The sequence below is a fragment of the Streptomyces sp. 4F14 genome, assembly GCF_048159485.1.
GTDB lineage: Bacteria > Actinomycetota > Actinomycetes > Streptomycetales > Streptomycetaceae > Streptomyces.
Window position 1 is genome coordinate 113,814 of sequence record NZ_JBLRVY010000015.1, and the last position, 26,847, is coordinate 140,660.

The 26,847-nt window shown below is 73.2% G+C and carries 23 protein-coding genes; 15 read left to right on the plus strand and 8 right to left on the minus strand.

Features of this window, described 5'->3' with window-relative positions:
- Positions 1-363: 363 nt before the first annotated feature.
- Complete coding sequence (locus tag ACLZOT_RS25860; RefSeq protein WP_416971452.1) at positions 364-1,767, plus strand: PAS domain-containing protein; 1,404 nt, start codon at positions 364-366, stop codon at positions 1,765-1,767.
- A 7-nt stretch (positions 1,768-1,774) separates the two neighbouring features.
- On the opposite strand, the gene ACLZOT_RS25865 is transcribed toward ACLZOT_RS25860, so the two are convergent.
- Complete coding sequence (locus tag ACLZOT_RS25865; RefSeq protein ID WP_416971453.1) at positions 1,775-2,530, minus strand: SIS domain-containing protein; 756 nt, start codon at positions 2,528-2,530, stop codon at positions 1,775-1,777.
- 307 nt (positions 2,531-2,837) lie between these two features.
- Here ACLZOT_RS25865 and ACLZOT_RS25870 point away from each other — a divergent pair, with 307 nt between their 5' ends.
- Both ACLZOT_RS25870 and ACLZOT_RS25875 read left to right on the plus strand, forming a co-directional pair.
- Positions 2,838-3,530 carry a metal-dependent transcriptional regulator gene (locus tag ACLZOT_RS25870; protein WP_010357798.1) on the plus strand — a complete coding sequence of 231 codons (693 nt, stop codon included), beginning with the start codon at positions 2,838-2,840 and terminating at the stop codon, positions 3,528-3,530.
- Positions 3,531-4,831: 1,301 nt separating this feature from the next.
- A complete protein-coding gene (locus tag ACLZOT_RS25875) occupies positions 4,832-5,806 on the plus strand; it encodes an alpha/beta fold hydrolase (protein WP_416971454.1) in 975 nt (324 codons plus the stop codon).
- A gap of 140 nt (positions 5,807-5,946) precedes the next feature.
- On the opposite strand, the gene ACLZOT_RS25880 is transcribed toward ACLZOT_RS25875, so the two are convergent.
- Positions 5,947-6,609: a bifunctional DNA primase/polymerase gene (locus ACLZOT_RS25880; RefSeq protein ID WP_355877408.1), complete on the minus strand. Its 663-nt coding sequence runs from the start codon at positions 6,607-6,609 to the stop codon at positions 5,947-5,949.
- A 424-nt stretch (positions 6,610-7,033) separates the two neighbouring features.
- On the opposite strand from ACLZOT_RS25880, the gene ACLZOT_RS25885 reads away from it, so the two are divergent.
- Positions 7,034-8,419, plus strand: a complete 1,386-nt coding sequence (locus ACLZOT_RS25885; RefSeq protein WP_416971455.1) for a transcriptional regulator — start codon at positions 7,034-7,036, stop codon at positions 8,417-8,419.
- A 161-nt stretch (positions 8,420-8,580) separates the two neighbouring features.
- Entirely contained in the window at positions 8,581-10,269 is a 1,689-nt protein-coding gene (locus ACLZOT_RS25890) for a hypothetical protein (protein ID WP_416971456.1), read from the plus strand.
- 3 nt (positions 10,270-10,272) lie between these two features.
- On the opposite strand, the gene ACLZOT_RS25895 is transcribed toward ACLZOT_RS25890, so the two are convergent.
- The gene (locus ACLZOT_RS25895) at positions 10,273-11,583 is read right to left on the minus strand and encodes an ABC transporter substrate-binding protein (protein ID WP_416971457.1); all 1,311 of its coding nucleotides are present in this window, start codon (positions 11,581-11,583) and stop codon (positions 10,273-10,275) included.
- A gap of 140 nt (positions 11,584-11,723) precedes the next feature.
- Here ACLZOT_RS25895 and ACLZOT_RS25900 point away from each other — a divergent pair, with 140 nt between their 5' ends.
- Together ACLZOT_RS25900 and purU are read left to right on the plus strand one after the other, a co-directional pair.
- Complete coding sequence (locus ACLZOT_RS25900) at positions 11,724-12,224, plus strand: SCO4402 family protein (RefSeq protein WP_416971458.1); 501 nt, start codon at positions 11,724-11,726, stop codon at positions 12,222-12,224.
- Between the two features lie 119 nt (positions 12,225-12,343).
- Positions 12,344-13,225, plus strand: coding sequence for a formyltetrahydrofolate deformylase (gene purU, locus ACLZOT_RS25905; protein ID WP_416971459.1), 882 nt, complete (start codon positions 12,344-12,346; stop codon positions 13,223-13,225).
- 166 nt (positions 13,226-13,391) lie between these two features.
- Here purU and ACLZOT_RS25910 read toward each other — a convergent pair whose 3' ends face one another.
- The gene (locus ACLZOT_RS25910; RefSeq protein WP_416971460.1) at positions 13,392-14,669 is read right to left on the minus strand and encodes a zf-HC2 domain-containing protein; all 1,278 of its coding nucleotides are present in this window, start codon (positions 14,667-14,669) and stop codon (positions 13,392-13,394) included.
- Entirely contained in the window at positions 14,666-15,247 is a 582-nt protein-coding gene (locus ACLZOT_RS25915; RefSeq protein ID WP_416971461.1) for an RNA polymerase sigma factor, read from the minus strand. Before ACLZOT_RS25915 ends, ACLZOT_RS25910 begins: the two co-directional genes overlap by 4 nt.
- A gap of 371 nt (positions 15,248-15,618) precedes the next feature.
- On the opposite strand from ACLZOT_RS25915, the gene ACLZOT_RS25920 reads away from it, so the two are divergent.
- Positions 15,619-16,002 carry an STAS domain-containing protein gene (locus ACLZOT_RS25920; protein ID WP_416971462.1) on the plus strand — a complete coding sequence of 128 codons (384 nt, stop codon included), beginning with the start codon at positions 15,619-15,621 and terminating at the stop codon, positions 16,000-16,002.
- A 63-nt stretch (positions 16,003-16,065) separates the two neighbouring features.
- Here ACLZOT_RS25920 and ACLZOT_RS25925 read toward each other — a convergent pair whose 3' ends face one another.
- Together ACLZOT_RS25925 and ACLZOT_RS25930 are read right to left on the minus strand one after the other, a co-directional pair.
- Positions 16,066-16,530 carry a hypothetical protein gene (locus ACLZOT_RS25925; RefSeq protein ID WP_416971463.1) on the minus strand — a complete coding sequence of 155 codons (465 nt, stop codon included), beginning with the start codon at positions 16,528-16,530 and terminating at the stop codon, positions 16,066-16,068.
- 28 nt (positions 16,531-16,558) lie between these two features.
- Positions 16,559-18,064 carry a class I adenylate-forming enzyme family protein gene (locus ACLZOT_RS25930; protein WP_416971464.1) on the minus strand — a complete coding sequence of 502 codons (1,506 nt, stop codon included), beginning with the start codon at positions 18,062-18,064 and terminating at the stop codon, positions 16,559-16,561.
- 133 nt (positions 18,065-18,197) lie between these two features.
- On the opposite strand from ACLZOT_RS25930, the gene ACLZOT_RS25935 reads away from it, so the two are divergent.
- The 4 genes from ACLZOT_RS25935 to ACLZOT_RS25950 all read left to right on the plus strand — a co-directional run bounded on the left by ACLZOT_RS25935 (position 18,198) and on the right by ACLZOT_RS25950 (position 22,376).
- Positions 18,198-19,391, plus strand: coding sequence for an amidohydrolase family protein (locus tag ACLZOT_RS25935; RefSeq protein ID WP_416971465.1), 1,194 nt, complete (start codon positions 18,198-18,200; stop codon positions 19,389-19,391).
- A gap of 5 nt (positions 19,392-19,396) precedes the next feature.
- Positions 19,397-20,527: an acyl-CoA dehydrogenase family protein gene (locus ACLZOT_RS25940; RefSeq protein ID WP_416971466.1), complete on the plus strand. Its 1,131-nt coding sequence runs from the start codon at positions 19,397-19,399 to the stop codon at positions 20,525-20,527.
- Between the two features lie 18 nt (positions 20,528-20,545).
- Positions 20,546-21,439, plus strand: a complete 894-nt coding sequence (locus ACLZOT_RS25945) for an acyl-CoA dehydrogenase family protein (RefSeq protein WP_416971467.1) — start codon at positions 20,546-20,548, stop codon at positions 21,437-21,439.
- Positions 21,440-21,911: 472 nt separating this feature from the next.
- Positions 21,912-22,376 carry an ATP-binding protein gene (locus ACLZOT_RS25950; RefSeq protein ID WP_416971545.1) on the plus strand — a complete coding sequence of 155 codons (465 nt, stop codon included), beginning with the start codon at positions 21,912-21,914 and terminating at the stop codon, positions 22,374-22,376.
- A 345-nt stretch (positions 22,377-22,721) separates the two neighbouring features.
- Here the strand turns inward: ACLZOT_RS25950 and ACLZOT_RS25955 are convergent, their stop codons facing one another.
- Positions 22,722-23,648 carry a cyclase family protein gene (locus tag ACLZOT_RS25955; RefSeq protein WP_416971468.1) on the minus strand — a complete coding sequence of 309 codons (927 nt, stop codon included), beginning with the start codon at positions 23,646-23,648 and terminating at the stop codon, positions 22,722-22,724.
- Positions 23,649-23,733: 85 nt separating this feature from the next.
- Between ACLZOT_RS25955 and ACLZOT_RS25960 the strand changes: the two genes are divergently transcribed.
- Genes ACLZOT_RS25960 through ACLZOT_RS25970 form a run of 3 tightly spaced genes read left to right on the plus strand, consistent with a single transcriptional unit; the run spans position 23,734 to position 26,840 of the window.
- Positions 23,734-24,645, plus strand: coding sequence for an SDR family oxidoreductase (locus ACLZOT_RS25960; RefSeq protein WP_416971469.1), 912 nt, complete (start codon positions 23,734-23,736; stop codon positions 24,643-24,645).
- 9 nt (positions 24,646-24,654) lie between these two features.
- A complete protein-coding gene (locus ACLZOT_RS25965; protein WP_416971470.1) occupies positions 24,655-25,794 on the plus strand; it encodes an acyl-CoA dehydrogenase family protein in 1,140 nt (379 codons plus the stop codon).
- Entirely contained in the window at positions 25,791-26,840 is a 1,050-nt protein-coding gene (locus tag ACLZOT_RS25970; RefSeq protein WP_416971471.1) for a Zn-dependent alcohol dehydrogenase, read from the plus strand. Before ACLZOT_RS25965 ends, ACLZOT_RS25970 begins: the two co-directional genes overlap by 4 nt.
- Positions 26,841-26,847 lie beyond the last annotated feature (7 nt).

The window sequence follows — 26,847 nt, forward strand, 5'->3', positions numbered from 1 at the left end:
AGGAGCCGGCCGGACGTACCGGCGACTCGCGGGTCGGGTGACTGCTTTGGGACTGGGCCGGCGGCGCGCAACGCTCACGCGCGAGTCCGGCACCGCACTGCGGGTGACGGGCGCTAGCCCGCAGTCACCTCACGCGTCCGGTTTCCATACATCTGCCGAACCACCTCCCTTCTCGTGTGCCCCACACCCTAGGAACCACCCCCGGGACGGCTCAACCGGTTTTTCCCGAACGGCCGGCGACGACCGGTGGGCCGATCCGCCGATCACGAATCTCGGGCCGGCTTCCGGGAACACCGTGTGGGCTGAGTCACGTTCAAGTTGAATGAAGGCGAGTGCGCGAACCGACGCTGGCAGGGGGTCCAGGTGAGTGCTTCCCGGCGTAGGGGGACCACCGACGAGCTGGGCCCGGACGAGCCCGGTGGGGACGGGCCGTACGGGTTCGACCTGCTCGCCGCGCTGCTGGACGGCATGGACGCGGCGCTGTGCGCGTTCGACGCCGACGGGGTCGTCACCCACTGGAACCGCGAGGCCGAGCGCATCCTCGGGTGGAGCGCCGAGGAGGCGGTGGGGCGGCACGGCTTCGCGGGCTGGGCGGTGCGCAGCGCGGACGCCGGGGAGGTCGAGGGCCGGCTGATGGCCGCCATGCACGCGGCCGGGCGCCAGGTGCACGAGTTCGCGCTCCTCACCAAGGACGGCGGCCGGGTCCTCGTGCGCACCCAGTCGTCCGCCGTACGCGGGCCCGACGGCAAGCCCGCCGGGCTGTACTGCGCCTTCAGCGAGGTGCACGCGCAGATCGACCTGGAGCGGTCCATCGCGTTCAGCGAGGCCCTGTTCGAGGACGCCTCCTGGGGCGTCGTCCTGATCGACGCCGACCTGCGCCCCGCCGTCGTCAACACGCACGCCGCGCGGGCGCTCGGCACGGGCCGTACGGCCGTCCTGGGCCGCCCCCTGGGCGAGCTGCTCACCCACGGCGTCCGGGAGCTGGAGAGCGCCCTCACGCACGTCCTCGCGGAGGGCGCCCCGCCCGCGCCCGCCGAGATGTGGATCGGCGTGCGCACCCCCGACGGCGAGAAACGGCGCTGCTGGCGCAGCGGCTTCGTACGGCTCGCCTCGCCGCTCGCGGAGGAGCCTGTGCCCCTCGGCGTCGGCTGGCTCTTCCAGGACGTCACGGAGGCCAAGCAGGGCGAGCAGGAGGCGGCCCTGCTGCGCTTCCGCGCCAACCAGCTGCACCGCGCCGCCCGCGCGGCGGCCGAGTGCGAGGACCCCGCCGAGGCGGCCACCGTCCACCTCGACTTCTCGCTCGCCGGATTCGCCGACCACGCCCTCCTGGACCGCCTGCACGGCGCCCCGCGCGCGGACACCGACCCCGCCGCGCCGGTACGGCTCGTCCGCGTCGCCGCCACCCCCGCCGGCGGCCCCGGGCCGAGCGTCCTGAGCGCCCACCCCGGCCTCCCCGTCGGCTACCCCGAGGGCCACCCGGCGCTCCAGTGCGTCGCGCGCGCGGGCACCGTCCGCGCCGGAGCCGGCGGCATCCCCGCCGACCAGGCCCGCGTCTGGGCGCGCACCCGCCAGTGGCCCGAGGACACCGTCCACGCCCTGTCCACCGTCCTGCGCAGCCGGGGCCGCACCCTGGGCGCCGTCACGTTCCTGCGCGGCGGCGGCCGTACGGGCTTCGAGCGCACCGACACGACGTACGCCGAGGACGTCGCCGTACGGATCGCGGCGGCGCTGGACCTGGCGGAGGCGGCGGGGGAGACGCGGGGCTAGGACCGGCTCAGTTCCCGTAGAAGATCCGGTCGCCGTACTCCTCCAGCACGCGGGCGTTCCACTCGTGGCCGCCGTCGACGTTGCCCGAGCGCAGGAGGGGCGGTTCGATGCCGCGGGCCGCCAGGGAGGCCGCGGCGGTCGCTGTCGCCGCCTGGAGGAGGGCGGAGGTGACGATCGTGGAGGCGGGGGCGAAGGGGGCAGGGACGGTGTCGAGGGTCAGCGTGGCGTCGCCGACGGGGATCCTGGAGTCGAGGACCAGGTCGCAGTGGTCCTTGAGGAAGGTGCCCGAGGAGTGGCGGGACGTGGTCTCCTGCGCGTAGGCGACCGAGGTGACGCCGATGACCTTCACGCCGCGCGCACGCGCGTGGAGGGCCATCTCGACCGGGAGGGGGTTGCGGCCGGAGAGGGACACGACGATCAGCGCGTCGCCCGCGCGCAGGGGCGAGGCGTCCAGGACGACCCGCGCGAGGCCGTCCACGCGCTCCAGGGCGGAGCCCAGGGTCGCCGGCCGGACGTCCACACCGACCAGGCCCGGTACGGCCAGCAGGTTCATCACCGCGAGCCCGCCCGCGCGGTAGACCAGGTCCTGCGCGGCGAGCGACGAGTGCCCCGCCCCGAACGCGAACAGCCGCCCGCCCGCGGCGACCGTGTCGGCCAGCAGCTCCCCGGCCGCCTCGACCGCCCCGGCCTCCTCCACGCGCACGCGCTCCAGCAGCGCGACGGCGGCCTCGAAGAACCGCTCGCCGACCCCTGACCCGCCCATCGCCACAACCCCTTCGCACCGTGAGCCCGCCCGTTGTGCGGATCACCGTGCGGTCTGGACCAGTGCGGTGTCAATACGCGGGTGAACGCCGGGGAGCGGTGAGGTGGCGTCCGATGTGCGGGAGGGGGTGCGGGAGGGGGTGCGCCGGGGGCGGGCGGGGCGGCGCGCGCATCCGGCAGGTGCCCCGCGGGCCGGGGGTTTCGTCCGCGCGGCACGGTTGTCAGTGGTATCCGGCAGAATTGGAGGCAGGGCCAGCGCACGCGCCGAGAGCCGTCGAGCCTTCGGCAGAGCAAATCGAGGGGCACGAATGTCCGGACTGATCGACACCACGGAGATGTATCTCCGCACCATCCTTGAGCTGGAGGAGGAAGGTGTGGTCCCCATGCGCGCCCGGATCGCCGAGCGGCTCGACCAGAGCGGACCGACGGTGAGCCAGACCGTCGCGCGCATGGAGCGCGACGGCCTCGTCTCCGTGGCCACCGACCGGCACCTGGAGCTGACCGACGAGGGCCGCCGGCTCGCCACGCGCGTGATGCGCAAGCACCGCCTCGCCGAATGCCTCCTGGTCGACGTGATCGGCCTGGAGTGGGAGCAGGTCCACGCGGAGGCGTGCCGCTGGGAGCACGTGATGAGCGAGGCCGTCGAGCGCCGCGTCCTGGAGCTGCTGCGCCACCCCACGGAGTCGCCCTACGGCAACCCCATCCCCGGCCTGGAGGAGCTCGGCGAGAAGGACGGCGCCGACCCGTTCCTCGACGAGGGCATGGTCTCCCTCGCCGACCTCGACCCCGGTACGGAGGGCAAGACCGTCGTCGTCCGGCGCATCGGCGAGCCCATCCAGACGGACGCGCAGCTGATGTACACGCTGCGGCGCGCGGGCGTACAGCCCGGCTCCGTCGTCAGCGTGACGGAGTCGGCGGGCGGGGTCCTGGTCGGCAGCGGCGGCGAGGCGGCGGAGCTGGAGTCGGACGTCGCGTCGCACGTCTTCGTGGCGAAGCGCTGAGCTGACGCGGGGCTTCTGGGCTCCGGGGCGACGAAGGGGGCGGGCGGCTGCGCTGGCCTCCGGCGCGGCGGACGCCGGACGGTGTGCCGGGCTTCGGGCCGGGGCCGGCGGGCGGTTCTTCGGGGCCGCCGTCGCGTTTCCGGAGCACGTGCGTGTGGAGAAGTCCGGCGCCGGGCGAGCCGCTCGCCGACAGCGTCGCCGCCGGACGCGCGCAGCGCCGGGCCGAGGCCGGGTGCCGGGCCGGTGTCCAGGGCCGAGTGGCGGTGGCCGGGCCCGTGTCGGGTACCGAGTGCCGGGAGCGGCGTCGGCGATGGGTGCCGGGGCGGCGTCGCGTGCCGGGCCGCCGAAAGCGTCGGGTCCGCGCGGGCGTGCCGAGCGCGATCGTGGGGCATGGTCAACTCCTGAGCCGCTCGCGGCGGTTGGGTTCCCTTCGGGTGCCTCGAACCCGAAGATTCCCTGTGCCGAATCGCAGCGCTCGGGCGCCGCGCGTGCGAGGCTGTCGCGTGAGGCATATGACCGGAGGGGGCGGGAAGATGTGCCGCAGACGTGAGAAGGGCCCCGGTGCCGTGAAGCACCGGGGCCTGTCCTCCCCTGTTCCGACCCGGAGCCCCGAGCTCCCAGGGTCGTTCCCCTCGGACCGGTTTCCCCGGCCGGTCCGCCTCCCGCTGAAGATCTCCCCTCGGCAGCGGCGATCATTCCTTGAGCAGGGTCACTCGAACGAGCGGTGTTGCCGCCGGAGACTCCATTTCTCGAATGCGCATTCGATACGCTGCGGGTGAGGGGCCGCGGAAAGCGGAGGCTCGGCTCCGGGAGGGCGGGAGCGGGGCGCGAAGCGGCGGGAGCAGGACACGGCGGTAGTGGTACGACGGCAGACACGAAGCGGTTGACTCGGACCGGTGGGCTTGAGCGGGAGCGGGCGGGCCGAGCGGAGCCAGGGGGGTGCCAGACCGATGGCGCGACGCATCGAGGTGACCGGGGCCGGTGGGGTGCGCCTCGTGGCCTGGGAGTTCGGTGACCCGCCCAAGCCGATTCCGGACCAGCCGGGGGCGCGGGTCCCTTCGGGGAACGGGCGGGGGACATCGCCGGGCGCGGGTTCCTCCGGGGAGGGCCGCTCGGGGGACAGGGCTGAGTGGGGTCCTCTTTCGGGTGGTTCTCGCGAAGGCGGGGGCCGCGAGGGGGGTGGGGCCTGGAGCGGTTCTCGTGGAGGCGGCGGTTCGGCGGACGCCGGCCTTGAGGGCGGTGCGCACCCGGGCGGCGCCCCGCAAGGTGGTACGCCCCAGGGCGGCGTACCCCAGAGCGGCGTGCCCCAGGCCGGCGTACCTCGGAGCGGCGTACCCCAGGCCGGCGTACCCCAGGCCGGCGTACCCCAGAGCGGTCCTCGTGAGGCCGGCGGCCTTGAACACGGTGCTCACCCTGACGGCGTCACCCGCACCGACCCCACCCACGCCCACCCCGACACCGCCCCGCACCACCCCGACGCCACCCCGTCCCGTACGCCCGCCCCCACCACCCCCGGCGTCCTCTTACTCCACGGCCTCATGGGCCGGGCCTCCCACTGGGCCTCCACCGCCCGCTGGCTCTCCGAACGGCACCGCGCGGTGGCGCTGGACCAGCGGGGCCACGGCCAGAGCGAGAAGCCCCCGCAAGCCGCGTTCACGCGCGAGGCGTACGTCGAGGACGCCGAGGCGGCGTTGGAGCAACTGGGCCTCGGACCCGCCGTACTCGTCGGGCACGCGATGGGCGCGCTCACCGGCTGGCAGCTCGCCGCGAAGCGGCCGGACCTCGTGCGGGGGCTCATCGTCTGCGACATGCGGGCGTCGGCGCTCGGCGCGGCGTCCCAGCGGGAGTGGGCCGACTGGTTCAAGTCCTGGCCGGTGCCGTTCGCCACGCTCGCTGACGTCCGCAAGTGGTTCGGTGAGGACGACCCGTGGGTCGAGCGCCCCAACCCCGCGCGCGGGGCCTTCTACGCCGAGGTGATGCACGAGTCCGCGGACGGCTGGCGCCCCGTCTTCGAGCCCGAGCAGATGCTCAAGTCGCGGGAGACGTGGGTGTACGACGCGCACTGGGAGGAACTCGCGCAGGTCCAGTGCCCCTCCCTCGTCGTCCGCGGCCTGGACGGCGAACTCGGCCGCGCGGAGGCCCAGGAGATGGTCCGCGTCCTCCCCCGGGGCCAGTACGCGGAGGTCTCGGACGCCGGCCACCTCGTCCACTACGACCAGCCGGAGGCGTGGCGAGCGGCGATCGAGCCGTTCTTGGAGGGGGTGTTCGGGGAGTGACCGGCACCGGCTTGCACGCGCCTGCCCGCACGCCACCCCTAGGTCGGGCCCCGGCGCCCGGTCACCGGCGGCTGCGCCGCGACCCCCGGCCCCGTCGGGCCCGACCAGTTCGAAATGAACACCCTGTGGACGGACCGGAGTTACCGGTCCCGGCCGCACGCGTAGGCAAGCGGTGAGATCAGCTCCTCCGCGTCGGGGAGCCACCGGTTCGCGGCGGTGGGACGGCACGCCCACTGCACGGCACGCGAGCCGAACCGGGTCGGCGGGGCGGCGACGTACGCGCCCTCCCCGAGGACGTCGAGGTCGAGGGAGCCGATCGACCAGCCGATCCGGCGCAGCAGGTCGGGGACCTTGACCGAGGCCCCGGGCAGGACGAAGAACTGCATGCGTCCGTCCGGCGAGAGGGTCACCGGCCCGAGGGTCAGCTCCATCCGCTCCATCCGCGCGAGCGCGAGGAACCCCGCCGTCTCCGGCACGGAGATCGCGTCGAAGGTCCGCCCGGTGGGCAGCAGGATGGCGGCCGAGGGCTGCTTCTGCCACATCCTGCGGGCGACGGTGGCGCTGCCCGTCGCCTGGGACGCCCAGTCGGGGCGCACGGGATGTGCGCCGGGAGCGGCGCACTTGGCGTCACCGCAGGAGCAGCGCTGTACTCCGTCGACGGCTTCCAGCCAGGTGCCGGAGAACACGTCCCAATGGCGCTCCTCGGCATAGCGAACGGCGGTTTCCAGCAGCGTTTCCCCGCGCTGCTTCGGGATTTGGGTGGCTTCGGCGACGCCGGCAATGGTCTCTTCCACGGTGAGCACAACTCTAGCGGTCACGAGGGGTTACGCGTGCCCGAAAGCTCGGGCGGACACGGGCTCCCGGGCGGCTCTGACGCATGTTCAAGTGCGCGGGGGAGAGCACCGGTTCGGCCTTCGGGGCGCATGGGTGCACGTCCGGGGGCGCGGGGCAGGAAAGCGCCGGGGAACGGGTAGTCACAAACCGGGGGGAACGGGGAGTCACGTCCAGGGCAGCGCTCTGCTCAAGTCCGGCTCGTCACCCCGGCAATCCTCGCAAGTCCCGCATTTTCGTCATGTCCGCGGGGCACTGATCTTCACGGCCGGATTTTTTCGGTGACGGGTCCGGATCGTGGACAGCCGGACCCGAGGACGACCAACCCGGAGCCGACCGGTGGAAGACACGTCAACTCGGTGCGTGGCAGGCACCGCAGCCACAGGGGGTTACACCATGGCCGCAAGGCCGCTTGTCGCGCGGCAGCCGAACGAACGGCTGCAGGCGCTCATCCAGGAGGCGGGGTGCTCGAACGCCGGGCTCGCCCGCCGGGTCAACATGTGCGGGGCGGAGCACGGCCTCGACCTGCGCTACGACAAGACGTCCGTGGCCCGCTGGCTGCGCGGACAGCAACCGCGGGGCAGGGCACCGGCGATCATCGCCGAGGCGCTGGGCCGCAAACTCGGCCGTACGGTCACGATCGACGAGATCGGCATGGCCAACGGCAAGAACCTCGCCTCGGGCGTGGGCCTCCAGTTCTCCCCGACGGTCCTCGGCGCGATCGAGCAGGTCTGCGAGCTGTGGCGCAGCGACGTGGGCCGGCGTGACTTCCTGTCCGGCTCCTCCGTCGCCGCCTCGGCGCTCGTCGAACCCAGCCGCGACTGGCTGATCTCCGCGCCGGACGCGCAGGTCGCCCGCTCGGCGGGCCCGCGCGTGGGGCAGTCCGACGTCGCCGCCGTCCGCGCGATGACGCAGGCCCTCGTCGACCTCGACCACCAGTACGGCAGCGGGCATGTGCGCCCCGTCGTCGTCCACTACCTCAACAGCGTCGTCTCCGGGCTGCTCGCCGGGTCCTACCGGGAGGCGGTGGGGCGGGACTTGTTCGCGGCGGTCGCCCGACTGACCGAGCTGGCGGGGTACATGGCCGTCGACACGGGCCAACCAGGCCTGGCCCAGAGGTACTACATCCAGTCCCTGCGGCTCGCGCAGGCCGCGGGGGACAGAGGCTACGGCGGGTACGTTCTCGCCGCGTCCATGAGCCACCTCGCCGCCCAGCTCGGAAACCCGCGCGAGATCGCCCAGTTGGCGCGCGCCGCGCAGGAAGGGGCGCGCGGACGCGTCACGCCGCGCGCGGAGTCGATGTTCCACGCCGCCGAGGCCCGCGGCCACGCCCTCCTCGGCGACGTACGCGCCGCCCAACTGTCCTCCTCCCGCGCGCTGTCCGCGCTGGAGGCCGCCGACGCCGGCTCCGGGGACGACCCGCCCTGGATCGCCCACTTCGACGAGGCGTACCTCGCCGACGAACTCGCCCACTGCCACCGCGACCTCGCCCAGCCGGAAGCCGCAGCGCGCTGCGCCGAACAGTCCCTCGCCGGCCACCCCGCCACCCGCGCGCGCAGGCGGGCCATCGGGTACGTCCTGCTCGCCACCGCGCAGGTCCAGCAGCGCGAGATCGAGCAGGCGTGCCACACCGGCCTGAAGGCCGTCGAACTCCTGGAGACCCTGCGCTCGAACCGGGGCGCGGAGTACCTCGACGACCTCCAGCACCGCCTGGAGCCCTACCGCGACGAGCCCGTCGTACGGGAGTTCGGGGCCCGCCTCGACCTCCAGACGGCCGCCTGAGCCGGCGCACCGGACCGCCGTACTCACGGGTACGGCGGTCGGCCCTGTTAGCGACGTCACAGGACGCCGGGTCGCGGCCTGAGCTGTGTGGTACGGGATTCCGGGGACCCGGTAGCGTGAGCCGACGACTGTCGTGAAGTCCCCCGTTCGGAGGAGTCCCGGTGACGCAGAGTGGACAGGGCGAGGAGCCCTCGGCGCGGCCCGCGCGCGAAGGCATCGTGCTGCCCTCCGACGGCGGTGAGCCGCTGCTGCCGGGTATGACGGGCGCGGCGGCACCCCTCCCGCCGCCTCCCCGGTACGACCCCCAGCCGGACCCGGCCCCGCCGGTCGCCGGCCACGGCTGGACGCCGCCCCCGGCCCAGCCCTCCCACCCGACGACCCAGAGCTGGCCGCTGCCCCCCGAGGGCGGCGAGTCGCCGGTGACGTACGGACAGGGGGCACCGGTCCCCTCGTACGACCAGCAGGCCCCCTACTACCAGCAGCCGGCCACCTACACCCAGAGCGCCCCGCTGCCGCCCATGGACGACGCCGCGACGCAGTACATCCCGCCGGTGACGGACGGCGGTTACCCGGGCGCGGGAGGTTTCCCCGGGCAGGCGCCGGGTACGGGCGGCATGCCCGGCCAGGCGCCGGGCCCCGGAGCGTTCCCTGGGCAGGCCCCGAACCCCGGCGGCTTCCCCGGCCAGCACCCGAACGCGGGCGGATTCCCGGGCCAGGGTGCCGGATTCCAGGGGTCCGAGGGCGCCACGCAGTACCTGCCGCCGGTCGTCGACGGGCCGAACCCGGCCGCCGGGGGCGGGTACGCGCCGGACGGGGCGACCCAGTACCTCCTGCCCGTCCCCGCCGTCGAGGAGGGCGCCACGCAGGTCCTCCCGCCGGTCACCCCGGGCGCGCTGCCGCCCGAGGCGGGCAACTACCCGGGCGCGATGCCGTCCGCGGGCGCGATGCCGTCCCCCGGCGACTCCGAGGCCACCCAGGTCATTCCGCCCGTGCCCGCGGGCGGCGGTGCCCCCGCCGGGTTCGAGAACCTGTTCCGCGACGGCCCGGCGGCGTCCCCGTCCGGGGGAATCCCGCCCCAGCAGGGTTACGGACAGCCCCAGCAGGGGTACGGCCGCCCGCCGCAGCCCGCGCCGTACGCCGCCCAGCAGCCGCCGTACGCCCAGCAGCCCGCGTACGACTCCTACGACGACGGCGACGGCGGGCGCGGCCGGGGTGGCCGCAGCCGCTCCAAGGTGCCGTTGATCGTCGCGGCGGGCGTCGCGCTCGCGGCCGTCGGGATAGGCGCCGGAGCGCTGATGGGCAGCGGCGGGGACGACGACAAGGCGAACAGCACGAACGTCGCCTCGTCCGCCGACGCCGGTCAGGGCACCGACGCGGCGGCCGGCGACGGCGCCGAGGCGCAGGCGACCGCCCTCGACAAGCTGCTCGCGGACAGCGGGAGCAGCCGGGCGGCGGTGATCGGCGCGGTCGCCGACGTCAAGGCGTGCAACGACCTGGAGAAGGCCGCCGCCGACCTGCGCGACGCGGCCCGGCAGCGCAACGCCCTGGTGACGAAGCTGTCCGCCCTGTCCGTCGACAAGCTCCCCGACCACGCGGCCCTCACCGCCGCCCTCACCAGGGCGTGGCACGCCTCCGCCGCCGCCGACGACCACTACGCCGCCTGGGCCGACCAGGTCGCCGGCGACAAGAAGAAGAGCTGCCGCAAGGGCCAGGCCCGGACGACGCCCGAGACGGCCGCCGGGAACAAGGAGAGCGGCACCGCGACCCAGCAGAAGGCGAAGGCCGCGGCGCTGTGGAACGTCATCGCGAAGCAGTACGGGCTGACGGAGCGCCAGCCCACCCAACTGTGAACCTCACTTGAGGCTGGCCGCCTCCAGCGACTTCGTCACGTCGAGGAAGTCGCCGCGGGCGGCCACCAGCCGTCCCTGGCGCACCACTTGGAGCGTCACGTCCGCGTTGACCATCCGGGGGAAGCCGACGGAGCCGAGGCGGCCGGAGAACTCCCAGTTCAGGGCGGGCGTCAGTCCGCCGGTGTCGACCTTGAGGCCGTCGTCGAGGGCGCTGCGCAGCGAGGTGGAGGACACGTTCCCGCCTTTGAGTGACTCGACGGCCTGTTTGAGGACCGTGAACGCGAGGTACGTCGTCTGCACCCCCGTGTCCTCCGCGTCGATCCGCGTGTCGGAGAACGCCTCCTCCTTGATGATCTCCTTCATCCCGTCCCACCGCCGGTCGCTCGCGACGGGGTACCAGCCGGTGACGTACGACCCCTCGTACGGCCCGCCCGCGCCGCCCGTCGAGTCGATCTCCGTCTGGTCGACGCTGCCCAGCACGGACGCCGTGCGCACCTTCGGGTACTCGTCGCGGACCCGGCGGAAGGAGTCCATGAAGATGCTGGTGCGGTCACCGAGCGCCGGTACGACACACCCCTCCTCGGCCGAGGTGCCGCCGGTCGCCACCTTGAGCGCGGCCTCGGACGCGCCGCTGTACTCGGTCGCGTCCTCCGCGGCCCGCTGGTCCTCCGACGCGGCGTGCCCGCCGGTCTCCAGTCCCGCGTCCAGCATCACCGGCTGCGAGTCGCCCGCGATCGTGTCCGGCCGCACCAGCGCGACCCGCCCGCAGCTCTTCGCCAGCTCCTCGCCGAGCCCCGCGAGCAGGGCCGGCTGACCGCCGTTGACCGGGTACGACAGGGGGCTCGTGAACTCGTTCTCGGTGACGCCGTAGCCGCCTATGTACGGCACGCCCGCGCCCTCCAGCGGCGGGAAGAACGACTTCGAGTACTGGCTGTACGAGCCGACGACCGCGACCGCGCCCTCCTTGACCGCCTGCCGCGCGCACTTCGCAGCGCCGACCGTGTCGTTGTGGTCGTTGCAGGTCAGGACCTTGAGGTCACGGCCGTCCAGACCGCCGTTGTCGTTGATCCAGCGCGCGTACGCCTGCGCGAAGGCCGGCATCCCCGGCTTGTTCGTCGCGCCGGTGTCCTGCGGTGCCCATGTCATCACCACCACGGGCCCGTCCCCGGCACCCCCCGATGTGCCGGGGACGACCCCGCAGCCGGCGATCAGCGACGCACCGGCCATCAAAGTCGCCGTTCTGGCTCTGACGGACCCGGTGAAGCGGCCGGTCCTGGGGAGGAAGGAGCTGCGCGTGCGTCGCCTGCCGGTCATGGGCACACACGCTTCCGTCACATACCCAACTCGGGGGCTACCCGCGGTCGACGTGAAGTGACGCGGAGGTGAATTGCCCGGGCCGGGCGGGGCGGGGGTGGCAGGCGGGGCCGTACGGGGTGTCGGCGATCATAGGATCCATGACCTTGCAAGGACCGGAGAACCCTTCCCGTCGGGGCCGTCGCTCATCCACCATGGGCGTCATGCCACTCAACGACATGCCGTGGTGGCGCTGGCGCAGCAATGTGCGTTCCGCGCTGCACATGCTCTCCGACCCTGCTTTCCAGCGGAGCGTCTGGCTCACCGGTGCCGAGGGGTACGGCGACGTCACCGACGCCGTGTACCGCCTCGTCGAGGACACCTGGCTCGACAACTGGTCCGCCGAGAAATACGTGGGCACGATCTTCCGCGATTCGCAGGAGGCGGCGCTCGTCGACACCGCCGTCCTGCGGGTGCTGCGGATCATGCACCAGGTGGGGCCGGACGCGCCCGTCTCCGCGTACCTCGACCACACCGGGTGGGGAGAGGCGGTGCGGGCGGCGCGGGACGCGCACGTACGGATGGCTGTCGCCGACGGGGAGGATCCGGAGGTGGCGCCGCAGACGCTGGAGGTGCTGCGGATCGTCACGCGGGCGGTTTAGGGGCGGGGGATCTGTACGGGGCTGTCGCGGGCGTTCTTGAGCTGTGGCCGTCTGTGGCCGGGCGTCCGTGTGGCGGACAGCGGGCGGCGTGGACAGGCGCGTGTGGGAACCTGTAGCGCATGAACGCGCAGTCCAGCCCCGCCGCCGCCCCGGCCCAGCAGTACATCCTCACCCTCTCCTGCCCCGACAAGCAGGGCATCGTGCACGCGGTGTCCAGCTACCTGTTCATGACCGGGTGCAACATCGAGGACAGCCAGCAGTTCGGCGACCACGACACGGGCCTGTTCTTCATGCGCGTCCACTTCTCCGCGGAGGAGCCCGTCACCGTCGACAAGCTGCGCGCCAGCTTCGCCGCGATCGGTGACTCGTTCCACATGGACTGGCAGATCAACCGGGCCGACGAGCGGACCCGGATCGTCCTCATGGTCAGCAAGTTCGGGCACTGCCTCAACGACCTGCTGTTCCGCGCGCGGACCGGCGCGCTGCCGGTCGACATCGCGGCCGTCGTCTCCAACCACACGGACTTCGCCGAGCTGGTCGGCTCGTACGGCATCCCCTTCCACCACATCCCGGTGACGAAGGACACGAAGGCCGAGGCCGAGGCCCGCCTCCTGGAGATCGTCCGCGAGGAGAACGTCGAACTGGTCGTCCTCGCGCGCTACATGCAGGTCCTCTCCGACGACCTCTGCAAGCAGCTCAGCGGGCGGATCATCAACATCCACCACTCCTTCCTCCCTAGCTTCAAGGGCGCCAAGCCGTACCACCAGGCCCACACACGCGGCGTGAAGCTGATCGGCGCCACGGCCCACTACGTCACCGCCGACCTCGACGAGGGCCCGATCATCGAGCAGGAGGTCGAACGCGTGGGCCACGACGTCACGCCGGACCAGCTGGTGGCGATCGGCAGGGACGTGGAGTGCCAGGCGCTGGCGCGGGCGGTGAAGTGGCACGCGGAGCGGAGGATCCTCTTGAACGGGCGCCGGACGGTGGTGTTCGCGTAGCAGCTCGGGCGGTGCTGGTGAGTGGGCGGCTGCGGGGTTGTGTGTGGTTGCTCGCGCAGTTCCCCGCGCCCCTAAAACATGGTGCGGGCCAGCTCTTTTAGGGGCGCGGGGAACTGCGCGAACGGCCACGACGCACCCGCAGCCGCCCACTCACCCTCCCCACCTGCTACATCCGGCTCAACGCCGCCGCCGCGAACAGCACATCCCTGATCGCCTCCCGGTCCCCGACCTGCCCCGCGGCCGCGTCGTCCGGCGCGATGTGCCCCGCCGCGAGCTGACAGAACTCGACCCCGTCCAGCGCGACGTGCGCGACCTCGTACTCGGCGGACCCGACGGCCGCGGGCGAGTCGAGCGGGATGAACCACTCACCCCCACCGAGCCCCTCGATCTCCAGCCGGAGGCTACGGCCGGGGTGCCCGGCGGGCACGAGATGCCGGGTGCGCCCAGGAGACGCCAGCCCCGCAAGCCGCCGCTCGGCCAGCGCAGCGGGCAGCATCCGCGTGGCCAGCTCGATCATCGCCCGCAGATGACGCGGCGCGGGCGGATCGTACGGATAGTCCACGGCCTGCGCGATGTCGTCGGCGTGGACCCAGCACTCGAAGGCCCGGTCGAGCAGCGCGTCCCGCAGGGGCAGTTCGAAGTCGCCGTAGGACACCCCGAGCCCCCCGGCGGTGCCGCCCGTGAAGGACGAGGTCCGCACGATGTCGTGGGCCTGCTCCCGCCAGGGCCTGCGCACGGTGCGCGTGTGGGGGAACCGGGAGGTCCGCCAGGAGTACTCGGTCCGGGCGACGGGCCCGCGCCCGGTCTCCCGCGGCCCGCCGCGCAGCGGATCGTCGAGCCCGAGCGCGACGGCGACGAGCCCGTCGACCGCGTGCAGGTGCGCGATGACCCCGGCGACGGTGGTGCGCCGGCTCTCCTGCCGCTCCCCGGCGAACCACCGCAGCCGTACGGGCGCATGCCACTCGGAGTCCCCGAAGTCCTGGAGCAGCGCGTCGAGCCGCGCGGCCTCCGCGTCGTACGGCAGGGCCCACTCCGGCACGGGGATGCGCGGCGGACGCCGTTCGAGGCAGCTCGCGAGGACACGTGTACGCAGCCCCGGGTCGAGGTCGAGCGGTTCGGGCCGCTGGAGCAGCCCGACGGCCTCGCGCAGCCGCCGCGCCTCGTCCGCGCAGGTCCCGCACCCGCCCAGGTGTTCTTCGACGGCCTCGGACTCCTCCGCGGAGCACGCCGCCAGCGCCCACGCGCCGAGCAGTGACTTGAGCACCCGGTGCTCCAGAGGGGGTGTCGGCGGTACGGAGGCGTCGCCCCCGCCTTGCTGGAGGGTGGGGTACGCCTCGTCGTCCTCGGGCGCGGCGCGCGGCAGCGGTATCCGGGGCGGCCGGCCGGGGACGCCGTACCCGTCCGGGTCGAAGGGGTCCTCGGCGTGCCGGTCGGCGCTGCTCATGCCGCACCCCCGTAGCCGGGCGGTGCTCCGGGTGCCGCGCTGTCGTGGGCCGTGGACAGCAGCTGGAGGCCGAGGCGCAGCCGGCGCCTGGCCTCGTCCTCGGTGACGCCGAGGTCGGCGGCGGTCTGGCGGTAGTCGCGGCGCTGGAAGTAGGCGAGTTCGAGGGCGCTGCGCAGGGGTGTCGGCATGGACTGGACGATGTAGTCGGCGCGGGCGGCGACCGAGGCGTGCCGGACGCGGTGTTCGAGGTCCTCGGGGGTGCCGGGGCCGCCGTGCGCGAGGTCGGCGGCGCCGGTGTCGCGCAGGTGCTGGACGGCGAGGCGGTGGGTGAGGGCGGCGATCCAGGTGCGTAGGGGGCCCTGTTTCGGGTCGTACGCGTCGGGGTGCTCCCACACGTGGGTGAACACTTCGCGTGTGATCCGGTCGGCTCCCCGCTCGTCACCGAGCACGCGGTGGGCGAGGCCGTGCACGAGTGAAGCGAACCGGTCGTACAGCTCGCCGAGCGCCGCCGCCTCGCCGCGCGCCAGCCGCTGCTGCATCTTGCGGTCCCAGCGGGGCAGTGCGTCCTTCTTCGCCATGCGGCCCCCTCCACCCGTGTCTGCCGTCACCTCGAATGTAGTCGTCCCCTCTGACATCGCACGCTCGTTTGTCGCATTGTGCTCCCCGGACCCGTCATGAGGTGATAAGGGGGCTGTTCCGTCCGGCGCCTACCCCGTCATGGCGTGATCACGCCATGATCGAAACGGATCGTTTGCGACCGATCGTGCGCGGATCGTGCACCGATGGTGCCCGGACATGACTCGACGGGAACCGGCCTCCTTCGGTCGGTGTCCGTTTCCCGCCCGGTGTTTCGGGGAACGGCCGCTGGGCAGCCGCGCTGCAGGAAACGAGGGGAAGCGAAGGGACCGCTTCCGGGGAACGTCCGTTTCCGGACCGGCGAGCGAAGGGCGTGGTGGTGGCGATCAAAGTGACCGGTGAGGAACGGGGCCGCTGGGCCGTGCTCCAGGTGTCGGGCGAACTGGACCTGGTCACCTCGACCAGCCTGCGCCGGCGGGTCCACGACGAGGTTGCGGAGGGCCGTCACCTCCTCGTCCTGGACCTCTCCGGGGTCCGTTTCTGCGACTCCAGCGGCGTCGGCGTCCTCATCGCCGCGCGCCGCCTCCTGCGCTCCTGCGGGGGCCGGCTGCGGCTGGTCCTCCCGGCGGGCGGCGGCCAGGACGCGCACGTCAACAAGGTCTTCGGGGCGCTGGGGGTGCGCCGGCTGTTCGACGTGTACGCGAGCCTCGACGAGGCGACGACGGAGGAGGAGCAGCCGAGCCAGGTCTCGGCGTAGCGCCTCCGCCGCGGGGTCATGCCGTCCACGGCCCCGGTGTCCCGGTGCGTGTCCTCTGCGGCGCTACAGCGTCCGCCCGGCCTCGGTCACGAAGGCCGTCACCGCCGCGCGGGTGAGGTCGCGGCGTCTGTCCAGCTCGGTCCGGTCGGGGGCCCTGTGCAGCTGGTCGGTCAGTTCCAGGGCCTCGCGCGCCCGCGCGACCAGCGCCTCGTCCGGCGTGAGCATCTGGACGCGGAACAGCGCCTCCTGGACCGTCGTCCGCAGCGCGTACCCCTCCAGGCGGGCCCGGTGCGACTCCTCCGGCTGGTTGTCCGCGTGCAGCCGGAACCACCGGTCCAGCAGCACCCGCCGGTAGGTGACCAGCGCCCCCGCGTACGCGGAGTACGCCTCCATCCGCTCCTGCCGCAGCCGCTCCTCGCGCGTGAAGCGCTCCGCGCGCTCGGCGGCCCGTGCCTGGAACCGGTGGGTGAGCCCCGCCCCGAGCAGGGTCCCCAGCACCGCCACGAGACTCGCCGTCAACGTCTCCACGCCGGACAGTTGATCACACCACCCCTGTTCAGCTTCCCGAATAGCGCTCCCGCAGCTTGTACTTGAGCACCTTGCGCAGCGTCTCGTTGCGCGGCAGCGCCTCGACCACCTCCAGCCGCTCGGGCAGCTTGTGCGGCGCGAGCCCCTGTCCGCGGAGGTAGGCGACGACGCCCGCGAGGTCCAGCCCGCCGTCCGGGGAGGCCGGTTCCACCACCGCGCACACCAGCTCCCCGCGCTCCGCGTCCGGCAGCCCCACCACCGCGGCCTCCCCGACGCCCGGGTGCGCCGCGAGGAGGTCCTCGATCTCCTTCGCGGAGACGTTCTCGCCCTTGCGGATGATGACGTCCTTCAGCCGGCCGGTGAGGACGAGGTGCCCGGTGGGGGTGACGTACCCGAGGTCGCCGGTGCGCAGGAACCCGTCCGCGTCGAACGCCTCGGCACTCTGCGCGGGGTCCAGGTACCCCTGGCAGACGGCCTCGCCGCGCAGCCGGACCTCGCCGTCGACGATCCGTATCTCCATGCCCTCGGGGGGCCTCCCCTCCGTCGTCGCCAGGTTCTCCGGGGTGTCGTCCGGCGAACCCATCGTGATCATCGGTACCTCGGTCATGCCGTATCCGTGGGTCAACTGCACCTCCAGCTCGCGCACCACCGCGTGGTACACCTCCGGCGGCTTCGGCGCCCCGCCGCCCGCGAGGAGCCTGAGGGTCGGGATCGCCTTCGTCCCCGGCGGCTGTTTGCGCTGCTCCGCGAGGAACATCGAGTAGAACGCCGTCGACCCGCCCGCCACCGTCACGCCGTGGCGCCGGAACTCGTCGAGCGCCTCGGGGAGGGCGAACCGCTCGAACATCACGGCCGGGAAGCCGTAGAGCAGGAGCATCACGGTGTAGTCGGGGCCCGCGATGTGGGCGTACGGGAAGGCCATCGACCCCACGTCCGTCTCCGACAGGCGCAGTGCGTGGGCGAGGCAGGCACCCCCGGCGATGAGCGAGCGGTCTGTGTGGAGAACGCCCTTGGGGTCCGAGGTCGTTCCCGAGGTCCAGTAGATCCACCGAACGGAGTAACCGTCCCCCGGCGGAGCTGGCAGAACGGCCGGATCGCCGGCCGGCAGTTCGTCGTACGCCTCGAAGATCCCCTTCGCGCCGAGCCGCCGTGCCATGCCGGTGTGGTCGAAGTCCCGCCAGACGCCCGGCACGGCGAAGAACTCGGCCTTGGACTCGCGCAGGGCGAAGCCGACCTCGCGGTCCCGGTAGAACGGGATCACCGGGCTCTGCACGGCGCCCAGGCGCGCGAGCGCGAAGGTCAGGACGGCCGTCTCGATGCGGGTGGGGAGCTGCCAGGCGACGACCGTGCCGGGGCGCACGCCCATGCCGTACAGGCCGGCCGCCGTGCGCTCGGCGCCGTCGCGCAGCCCGCCGAACGTCAGGGTGCGGTCGCCCTGGAGGAGGACCGGGCGGTCGGGGGTGAGGGCGGCACGGCGGTCGAGGAGTTCCCAGAGGGTGCGGGCGGAGCTCAGCGCGTGCGCGGTGTCGGTCACTTCGGGCCCCCTGCGTCTCTGATGGGTCGTCAGATCGTAGGGGTGCGCGCCTTGTCGGTCCAGGGGTGCGGGGCTAGTCTGCGCGGTGACGACTGGATCTGACGGTCCATCAGATATCGGGAGTGGGGGCCTCATGGGCGAGCTGCCGCGCATCGTCAGCGTCGACGACCACGTGATCGAACCGGCGCACCTCTTCGAGACCTGGCTGCCGGCGAAGTACCGGGAGCTCGGGCCGAAGCCGCTGACCGCCGGAATCGGCGAACTGGCCTACATCGGCGGCAAGTACCAGATCACGATGGACCCCGACGGGCCGCCCGCCGACTGGTGGATCTACGAGGGCCTCAAGTTCCCCTACAAGCGCGTCATCGCCGCCGTCGGCTTCGACCGCGACGACATGACCCTGGAGGGCATCACGCGCGCGGAGATGCGCCCCGGGTGCTACGACCCGGTCGAACGGCTCAAGGACATGGACCTCAACCACGTCGAGGCGAGCCTCTGCTTCCCGTCCTTCCCGCGTTTCTGCGGGCAGACCTTCGCGGAGGCCCAGGACAAGGACGTCGCCCTCGCGTGCGTGCGCGCCTACAACGACTGGATGGTCGAGGAGTGGTGCGGCTCCAGCGGCGGACGGCTCATCCCGCTGTGCCTGATCCCCCTGTGGGACGTCGGCCTCGCCGTAGAGGAGATCCGGCGCAACGCCGCGCGCGGGGTGCGCGCCGTGACGTTCTCCGAGATCCCCACCCACCTCGGCCTGCCGTCCATCCACTCCGGCTACTGGGACCCCTTCTTCGCCGCCTGCCAGGACACCGGCACGGTCGTCAACATGCACATCGGGTCCTCCTCCCAGATGCCCGCCGCCTCCCCCGACGCGCCCCCCGCCGTCCAGGCGTCGCTGTCCTTCAACAACGCCATGGCCTCGATGATGGACTTCCTCTTCAGCGGCGTCCTGGTGCGCTTCCCACGCCTCAAACTCGCCTACTCCGAAGGGCAGATGGGCTGGATCCCGTACGCCCTGGAGCGCGCCGACGACGTCTGGGAGGAGCACCGCGCGTGGGGCGGCGTCCGCGACCTGATCCCCGAACCGCCCTCCACGTACTACTACCGGCAGATCTTCTGCTGCTTCTTCCGCGACAAGCACGGCGTCGCCTCCATCGACGTCGTCGGCCGCGACAACGCCACCTTCGAGACGGACTACCCGCACGTCGACTCGACGTTCCCGCACACCAAACAGATCGCCCTGGAGCACGTCGAGGGACTCGACGAGGAGACGACCTACAAGCTGATGCGCGGCAACGCGATCCGCATGCTCGACCTGGACCTCGACAAGTAGCGCGCATGGACCTCGCCCACACGCCCGAGGAGGACGAGTTCCGCGCGCGCCTGCGCGAGTGGCTCACGAAGACGCTGCCCCTGCTGCCGCCGAAGCCGTCCCCCGACGACTGGCCCGCCCGGCGCGCGTACGACCTCGGCTGGCAGCGCCGGCTCTACGACGCCGGCTACGCGCACGTGCACTGGGACGCCTCCCCGACGGTCCGGCTGATCTTCCTGGAGGAGACCGAGCGGGCCGCGGCGCCCTACGTGGGCGCCGGGTTCGTGGGCCTCCTGCACGCGGGCCCGACGATCGCCGCCGAGGGCACCGCCGCCCAGCGCGAACGCTGGCTGGAGCCGATCCTGCGCGGCGAGGAGGTCTGGTGCCAGGGGTTCAGCGAACCGGACGCGGGCTCCGACCTCGCCTCCCTGCGCACCCGCGCGCGACGCGACGGCGACGTCTACCGGGTCACCGGCTCCAAGATCTGGACGTCCCACGCGGAGGTCGCCGACTGGTGCGAACTCCTCGTGCGCACCGACCCGGACGCCCCGAAGCACCGGGGCATCACCTGGCTCGCGCTGCCCATGGACGCGCCGGGCATCACCGTACGGCCGCTGCGCACGCTCGCCGGGTCCGCCGAGTTCGCCGAGGTGTTCCTCGACGACGTGGAGGTGCCGGTCGCCAACCGGGTCGGCGACGAGAACGACGGCTGGCGCGTCACCATGGTCACGCTCTCCTTCGAGCGCGGCACCGCCTTCGCCGGCGAGGTGGTCGCCTGTCGCCGCGTGCTGGCCGAACTCGCCCGCGAGGCCCTGGCGGCCGGCCGCTGGGACGATCCGGCCCTACGGCGCCGTCTGGGCCGCCTGGACGCCGAGTTCCGGGCCCTGTGGCGGCTCATCCAGTGGAACGTCTCCGAGGCGACCGCGAACGGCGTCCCCGGCGCCGGGGGCTCGGTCTTCAAGCTGCGCTACTCGCACGCCCGCCAGGAGCTGTACGACACCGCCGCCGAGGTCCTCGGCGACGCCGCGCTCGACCTCGACCGGCCGTGGGTCCTCGACCGGCTGTCCTCGCTGTCGTACACGATCGCCGCGGGGACGTCGCAGATCCAGCGGACCATCGTCGCGGAACGCGTGCTGGGGCTGCCCAAGGGGCGCTGAACGGGAGGGACTTGTGCTGTGCGATTCCGGCTGACCGACGATCAGCGTGCCCTGCGCGCGGGCGTGCGCGAGGTGCTCGACCGGCGCTTCGGGGCCGACGCGCTGCGGGCCGCCGTGGCGAAACCCGTGCTGGACCGGGGGCTGTGGCGGGCCCTCGGGGAGGCCGGGTTCTTCGCGCTGCGGCTGCCCGAGGCGGACGGCGGCGTCGGACTCGGGCTCCCGGAGGCGGTGTTGGCGTTCGAGGAGGCCGGACGGGCCTTGCTGCCGGGGCCGTTGATCGCCACGTGCCTTGCGGCGGGGACGGTGCCGGGGGCGGCGGAGGGCGAGACCGTCGTCGCGATGGCCGACGGGGGGCTCGTGGAGTGGTGGGGGGCGGCGGATGTCGTGCTGGGGGGTGACGGTTCGGGGGCCGCTGTCCCGATGAGGTCCGTCGATCCGCTCACGCCGCTGCACCGGGTCTCCGGTGTCTCTGGTACCGCCCCGCGCGCGAGTGACCCCGTAGCCTCCCTGTTCACCGCCGCCGAACAGCTCGGGACCGCCGCGCGCGCCTGTGAGTTGGCCGTCGGGCACGCGCGTACGCGGGAGCAGTTCGGGCGTCCCATAGGGGCGTTCCAGGCGGTGCAGCACCTGTGTGCCGAGGCGCTGGTCCGGGTGGAGGTCGCGCGGGTGGCCGTGTACGCGGCGTCGGTCACCGGGGACGCCGCCGACATCGCGGGCGCGCGCCTGCTCGCCGACGAGGCCGCCGTACAAGGCGCGCGGGACTGCCTCCAGGTGTTCGGCGGGATGGGGTTCACCTGGGAGGCGGAAGTACATCTGCTGCTCAAGCGCGCGTGGGTGCGCGCGAGGCGGGCCGGCGGTGGGCCGCAGGGCGCGGAACTGCTCGCGCGGGAGCTGCTCTCCGGGGCCGGCTGACACCGCCGTGGCCTGCGAGGACGACGCCGGACGCGGCAGCGCGCGTACGGATGTCGACGATTGTGGCAAACGGCGATGACGGAGTGTCGATACCGGGTTGTGTCCCGCACGTGACCCGTCACGGTGCGGAGTCGGTGATCCGCTCCGGTACCTTCGGGGGATGCGAGTGGTTCCGGGTGTGAGCCGCCCCGGTGTCGCCTGTCCGACTCCCGCAGAGGGGGGTCGCACAGTATGCCGCACGGGTACTCCTTCGCGCGGGAATATGCCGGAAGCGCTCGCCGGGGTGACAGAACGTCGATCAAGCTGTCCTGCAAGGGATTCACGTTCCGTCACGACGCCTCTGGCCCTTGTCCGGGTCACGCGGGAAATGGCTACGATCGTGGCCCTCGTCGTCATGGTGGGCACGTCGCCGTCGTGGCGCGCGGGGTCGTGTCCGCCGGTTCGGATGGTGTGAGCGGTGCAGGTGCTTCAAGTGCAGTTGGAGATCCGGCCCGACCCCGCGGAGGTGGGGCGGGCCCGCAGATGGGCCTGCGCGCGCCTGGCCGGGTCACCCCTGGCCGACGACGACGCGCTCGCCGAGACGCTCGCCCTGATCGTCTCCGAACTGGTCACCAACGCCGTCGTGCACACGGGCCGTCCGGCCGTCCTGAGCCTGTGTCTGCCCGGTGAGGCCGCCGAGGCGGCCACGGTGCGCCTGGAGGTCGCCGACGGCAGCGAGCGGGCTCCTGTGCCCCGCTGCGCGGGCGACGAGGCCACGGGCGGGCGGGGCCTGGCCCTCGTCGACGGGCTCGCCGACCGCTGGGGGTGGGCCGCCGAGGGGGCCGGCAAACGGATCTGGTGCGAACTCGACCGTCCCGCGCGGGCGCAGGGGCGTGCGGCGGCGGAGTGCGGGCGGGCGCTGGGCATCTTCGAGGGGCTGGCCTACGGGGCCGTGTGACCCGCGTGCGCGGACGTGTGCCGGGCTCGCTCTGCGGGGGCCGGCGGTGCGCCCGCCCGTGCTTCTGTGCGCGCCCGGCGCGAAGCGGGCGTACAACCACAAAACTCCGAGAGGGTGTTGACGCGACGTGTCCGTTTGATCACGCTTGTGGTCAGCGATTCGCCGCGAGGGGACGGCGAGGGCTCCGGTGGTGGAAGTCCTCGGCGAGTGTGGGTCGTTGATTCGGCGTCGGTTCCCTCTCGGGGCGAGGGGGTGCGGGGCGGGCACGCCGAGTCCGGACGGCGGTGCGCGGTGCCGTGCTCGGGGCGGGCGCGGCGTGCCGCCGTCCGGTGCCGTACGGGAGGCTCAGAGGACCGCCACGGGCGCCACGGGCGTGCCGGTGGCGCCGACGAACGGCTCCGGCATCGCCGACAGCAGGAACGCGTACCGCCCGCTTTCTCCACAGGCTGTGGACAACTCCTCCAGGTTCCAGTTCTGCCCCTGGAGCATCCCCATCTCGACCAGGTCGAGCGCGTGCACCGGCAGCCACAGGTCCTCGATCTCCGGCGGGAAGATCTCGAAGGTCAGCGTGTCGTTCGCGACGGCGGCGACGTCCCGCGCGTGGAACCACTCCGGCGTGCGCACCGACAGCCCCGGCGACGGGTACGCGTACGCGTGCCGGTCCCCCGAGAGGTAGACCCGCACCTGCCCGGTCCGCACCAGGACGACGTCCCCCGCGCGCACGCGCACCTTGCCGAACTCCTCGGCCGCGGCGAGGTCTTCCGGCGTCACCGCGTGCCCGCCCGCCAGCTGCTCGACGCCCCGCGCGCGGGCGACGTCGAGCAGCACGCCCCGTGAGACGACGTGCCGCGCGGTGGCGATGCCGCTGAAGGCGGCGCCCGCGTGCGCGGTGACCGTGTCCGCCGGGCGCCCGTTGTAGATCCGCCCGGAGTGCGAGACGTGCGTCAGGGCGTCCCAGTGGGTGCCGGCCTGCAGGCCCATGGTCACCGCGTCGTCGCTGCACGCGACCGTGCCGGGGCCGAAGATCTCCTGGTTGAGCTGCGTCATCGCGTGCAGCGGGTTGACCCGCCCCGGGATCGCCCCGGTCTGCACGCCGTCCTCCTTGAGGGGCAGCGCGAGCGGGACCCGGCGCCCGTCGCGCACCTCGGCGGCGGCCCGGCGTACGACGTCGTCGGTGATCAGGTTGAGCGTGCCGATCTCGTCGTCCGCGCCCCAACGCCCCCAGTTGTTCACGTGTTTCGCGATCTCGTGGAACTCCTCCGGCAGTGCCATCCGGTGCCTCCCCGGGGCTTGTCCTCGACGGTCGACCGCGCCATAAAATCTAACGGTCCGTCAGAAACCGTGGAAGGGGCGGGTCGTGGGGAACTTCTTGGCCGGCAAGGTCGTCGCGGTCACGGGCGCGGGACGGGGGATCGGGCGGGCCGTCGCGCTGGCCGCCGCCGCCGAGGGCGCGCGCGTCGTCGTCAACGACTACGGCGTGGCCGTGGACGGGGCCTCGCCCACGAGCGAGGTCGCCGAGGGCGTCGTCAAGGAGATCGTCGCCGCGGGCGGGGAGGCCGTCGCCGTCGCCGACGACATCTCGACGATGGCCGGCGGGCAGCGGGTCGTCGACGTCGCGCTGGAGACGTACGGGCGCCTCGACGGGGTCGTGTGCGTCGCCGGGATCCTGCGCGAGCGGATGCTGTTCAACATGACCGAGGACGAGTGGGACCCGGTCGTCGCGACGCATCTGAAGGGCACGTTCACCGTGTTCCGGGCCGCCTCCGCCGTCATGCGGAAGCAGGGCGGCGGCTCGCTCATCGGGTTCACCAGCGGCAACCACCAGGGCTCCGTATCGCAGGCCAACTACAGCGCCGCGAAGGGCGGGATCATCTCGCTGGTGCGCAGCGCCGCGCTCGGACTGCACAAGTACGGGGTGATCGCGAACGCCGTCGCCCCCGTCGCCCGGACCCGGATGTCGGCCGGGGTGCCGATGGAGCTCGCGGAGATGGGGGAGCCCGAGGACGTCGCCGCGATGGTGATCTTCCTTTTGTCGGACCGGGCGCGCGACCTGTGGATAACCGGCCAGGTCTATACGGTCGCCGGTGCCAGGATTGCGGTGTGGGCGCAGCCGAGGGAAGTCCGGGCGGCGTTCAGCGAAAGCGGCTGGACACCGGAGCGGATCGCCGAGGTGCTGCCGGGAAGCGTGGGGGTGGAGCCGATGCCCCTGCTGGAGAAATTGGCGGAGATGAGGAAAGCGGCGGCGGAGGGAAACCGCCCCAACGCCTGAGGAGGGGTCGTGGATTTCGATTTCGGTGCCGACGATTTCCGTACCGAGGTGCGTGCGTGGCTCGCGGCGCACGTCCCGTCGGCCGTGGACCGGCGCTCCTGGGAGCGCACACTCGGCGCCGCCGGATGGATCGGGATCGGCTGGGGCGAGGACGGGTACGGCAACCGCCCCGAATCCCTGCCCCGGCAGGTCGTGTGGGCCGAGGAGTACGCCCGCTGCGGCGCCCCCGCGCGCTCCGGCCACATCGGGGAGAACCTCCTCGCGCCGACGCTCCTCGCGCACGGAACTCCCGGACAGAAAGCCAGATTCCTCCCCCCGATAGCCGCCGGCGAGGAACTGTGGTGCCAGGGCTACAGCGAACCCGGCGCGGGATCCGACCTCGCCGGAATCCGCACCCGCGCCGAACCGCACGCGGGCGGATTCCGGATCACCGGCCAGAAGATCTGGACCTCCCTCGCGCACGACGCCGACTGGTGTTTCGTCCTCGCCCGCAGCGACCCGGAATCCGCCCGCCACAAAGGGCTCACGTTCCTGCTGGTCCCCATGGACCAGCCGGGCCGGATCGAGGTGCGGCCCATCCGCCAGATGACCGGCACCAGCGAGTTCAACGAGGTGTTCTTCGACGGGGCCTCCGCCGCCGGGGAGCACGTCGTGGGGGCCGTCGGCGACGGCTGGCGGGTCGCGATGAGCCTGCTCGGCTTCGAGCGCGGCGTCTCCACCCTCGCCCAGCAGATCGGGTTCGCCGAGGAGCTGGCGCGGATCCTTCGGACGGCGGCCGAGACGGGCGCCGACGCCGATCCCGTCGTCCGCGAGCGGCTCGTGCGCGCCTGGGCCGAGCTGCGGGTCATGCGGTGGAACGCGCTGCGCACGCTCGGCGGCGCGCAGGAGGCGGGCGCCACCAGCGTCGCCAAGCTGCTGTGGGGCGGCTGGCACCAGCGGCTCGGGGAGCTGGGGATGCTCGTGCGGGGCGCCGGGGCGGCCGTCGGGCCCGGCGCGTGGACGCCCGAGGCGCCGTACGGACTGGACGAGGGACAGCGGGAGTTCCTGTTCTCGCGGGCCGACACGATCTACGGCGGCTCCGACGAGGTGCAGCGCACGGTCATCGCCGAGCGGGTGCTCGGTCTGCCGAAGAGGGGAGCGGTGCGATGAGGGGCGTCGTGTTCGACGGGAGCCGGGTCGAGGTCGTGCGGGACCTCGACGTACGGGAGCCGGGGCCCGGGGAGGTGCTGGTCGCGATCGCCGCCGCCGGGCTGTGCCACAGCGACCTGTCCGTCGTCGACGGCACGATCCCCTTCCCCGCGCCGGTCGTCCTCGGGCACGAGGGCGCAGGAGTCGTCGAGGCGGTCGGCGCCGGGGTGACGCACGTGGCGCCCGGTGACCACGTCGCGCTCTCGACGCTCGCCAACTGCGGGGCCTGCGCGGAGTGCGACCGGGGCCGGCCCACCATGTGCCGGCACTCCATCGGGCGCCCGAAACGCCCCTTCACCCGCGCGGGCACGCCGGTCCACCAGTTCGCCGCGAACTCGGCGTTCGCCGAACGGACCGTCGTCAAGGCCGTCCAGGCGGTCCGCGTCCCGAAGGACGTCCCCCTCACCTCGGCCGCCCTCATCGGCTGCGGCGTCCTCACCGGCGTCGGCGCCGTCCTCAACCGCGCCCGTGTCGACCGGGGCGAGAGCGTCGTCGTCATCGGCACCGGCGGCATCGGCCTCAACGTCCTCCAGGGCGCCCGTATCGCCGGCGCGCTGCGGATCGTCGCCGTCGACACGAACCCGGCGAAGGAGGAGGTCGCCCGCACCTTCGGCGCGACGGACTTCGTGCCGTCGGTGGACGCCGTACGGGAGCTGCTGCCCACCGGCGCCGACCACGTCTTCGAGTGCGTCGGCCGGGTCGAACTGGTCCGCGCGGCGATCGGCCTGCTCGACCGGCACGGGCAGGCGGTCCTGCTCGGCACCCCGCCGCCCACCGCCGAGGCGTCCTTCCCGGTGACCTCCCTCTTCCTCGACAAGTCCGTCCTCGGCTGCCGGTACGGCTCCTCGCGCCCCCAGCGGGACATCCCGCTCTACGCCGAGCTGTACCGCTCCGGGCGGCTGCTGCTGGACGAGCTGGTCACCCGGACGTACCCGGTCGAGGACTTCGAGAAGGCGCGGGCGGACGCGGAGGAGGGGAGGGTGGCGCGGGCGGTGCTGACGTTCTGACGTTCCG

Coding starts and splice junctions, on each gene's coding strand:
- ACLZOT_RS25865 (WP_416971453.1), bottom strand. CDS start 2,530: ATGGGCGGGTCAGGGGTCGGCGAGCGGTTCTTCGAGGCCGCCGTCGCG.
- ACLZOT_RS25870 (WP_010357798.1), top strand. CDS start 2,838: ATGTCCGGACTGATCGACACCACGGAGATGTATCTCCGCACCATCCTT.
- ACLZOT_RS25885 (WP_416971455.1), top strand. CDS start 7,034: ATGGCCGCAAGGCCGCTTGTCGCGCGGCAGCCGAACGAACGGCTGCAG.
- ACLZOT_RS25895 (WP_416971457.1), bottom strand. CDS start 11,583: ATGACCGGCAGGCGACGCACGCGCAGCTCCTTCCTCCCCAGGACCGGC.
- ACLZOT_RS25900 (WP_416971458.1), top strand. CDS start 11,724: ATGACCTTGCAAGGACCGGAGAACCCTTCCCGTCGGGGCCGTCGCTCA.
- purU (WP_416971459.1), top strand. CDS start 12,344: ATGAACGCGCAGTCCAGCCCCGCCGCCGCCCCGGCCCAGCAGTACATC.
- ACLZOT_RS25910 (WP_416971460.1), bottom strand. CDS start 14,669: ATGAGCAGCGCCGACCGGCACGCCGAGGACCCCTTCGACCCGGACGGG.
- ACLZOT_RS25915 (WP_416971461.1), bottom strand. CDS start 15,247: ATGGCGAAGAAGGACGCACTGCCCCGCTGGGACCGCAAGATGCAGCAG.
- ACLZOT_RS25935 (WP_416971465.1), top strand. CDS start 18,198: ATGGGCGAGCTGCCGCGCATCGTCAGCGTCGACGACCACGTGATCGAA.
- ACLZOT_RS25940 (WP_416971466.1), top strand. CDS start 19,397: ATGGACCTCGCCCACACGCCCGAGGAGGACGAGTTCCGCGCGCGCCTG.
- ACLZOT_RS25955 (WP_416971468.1), bottom strand. CDS start 23,648: ATGGCACTGCCGGAGGAGTTCCACGAGATCGCGAAACACGTGAACAAC.
- ACLZOT_RS25970 (WP_416971471.1), top strand. CDS start 25,791: ATGAGGGGCGTCGTGTTCGACGGGAGCCGGGTCGAGGTCGTGCGGGAC.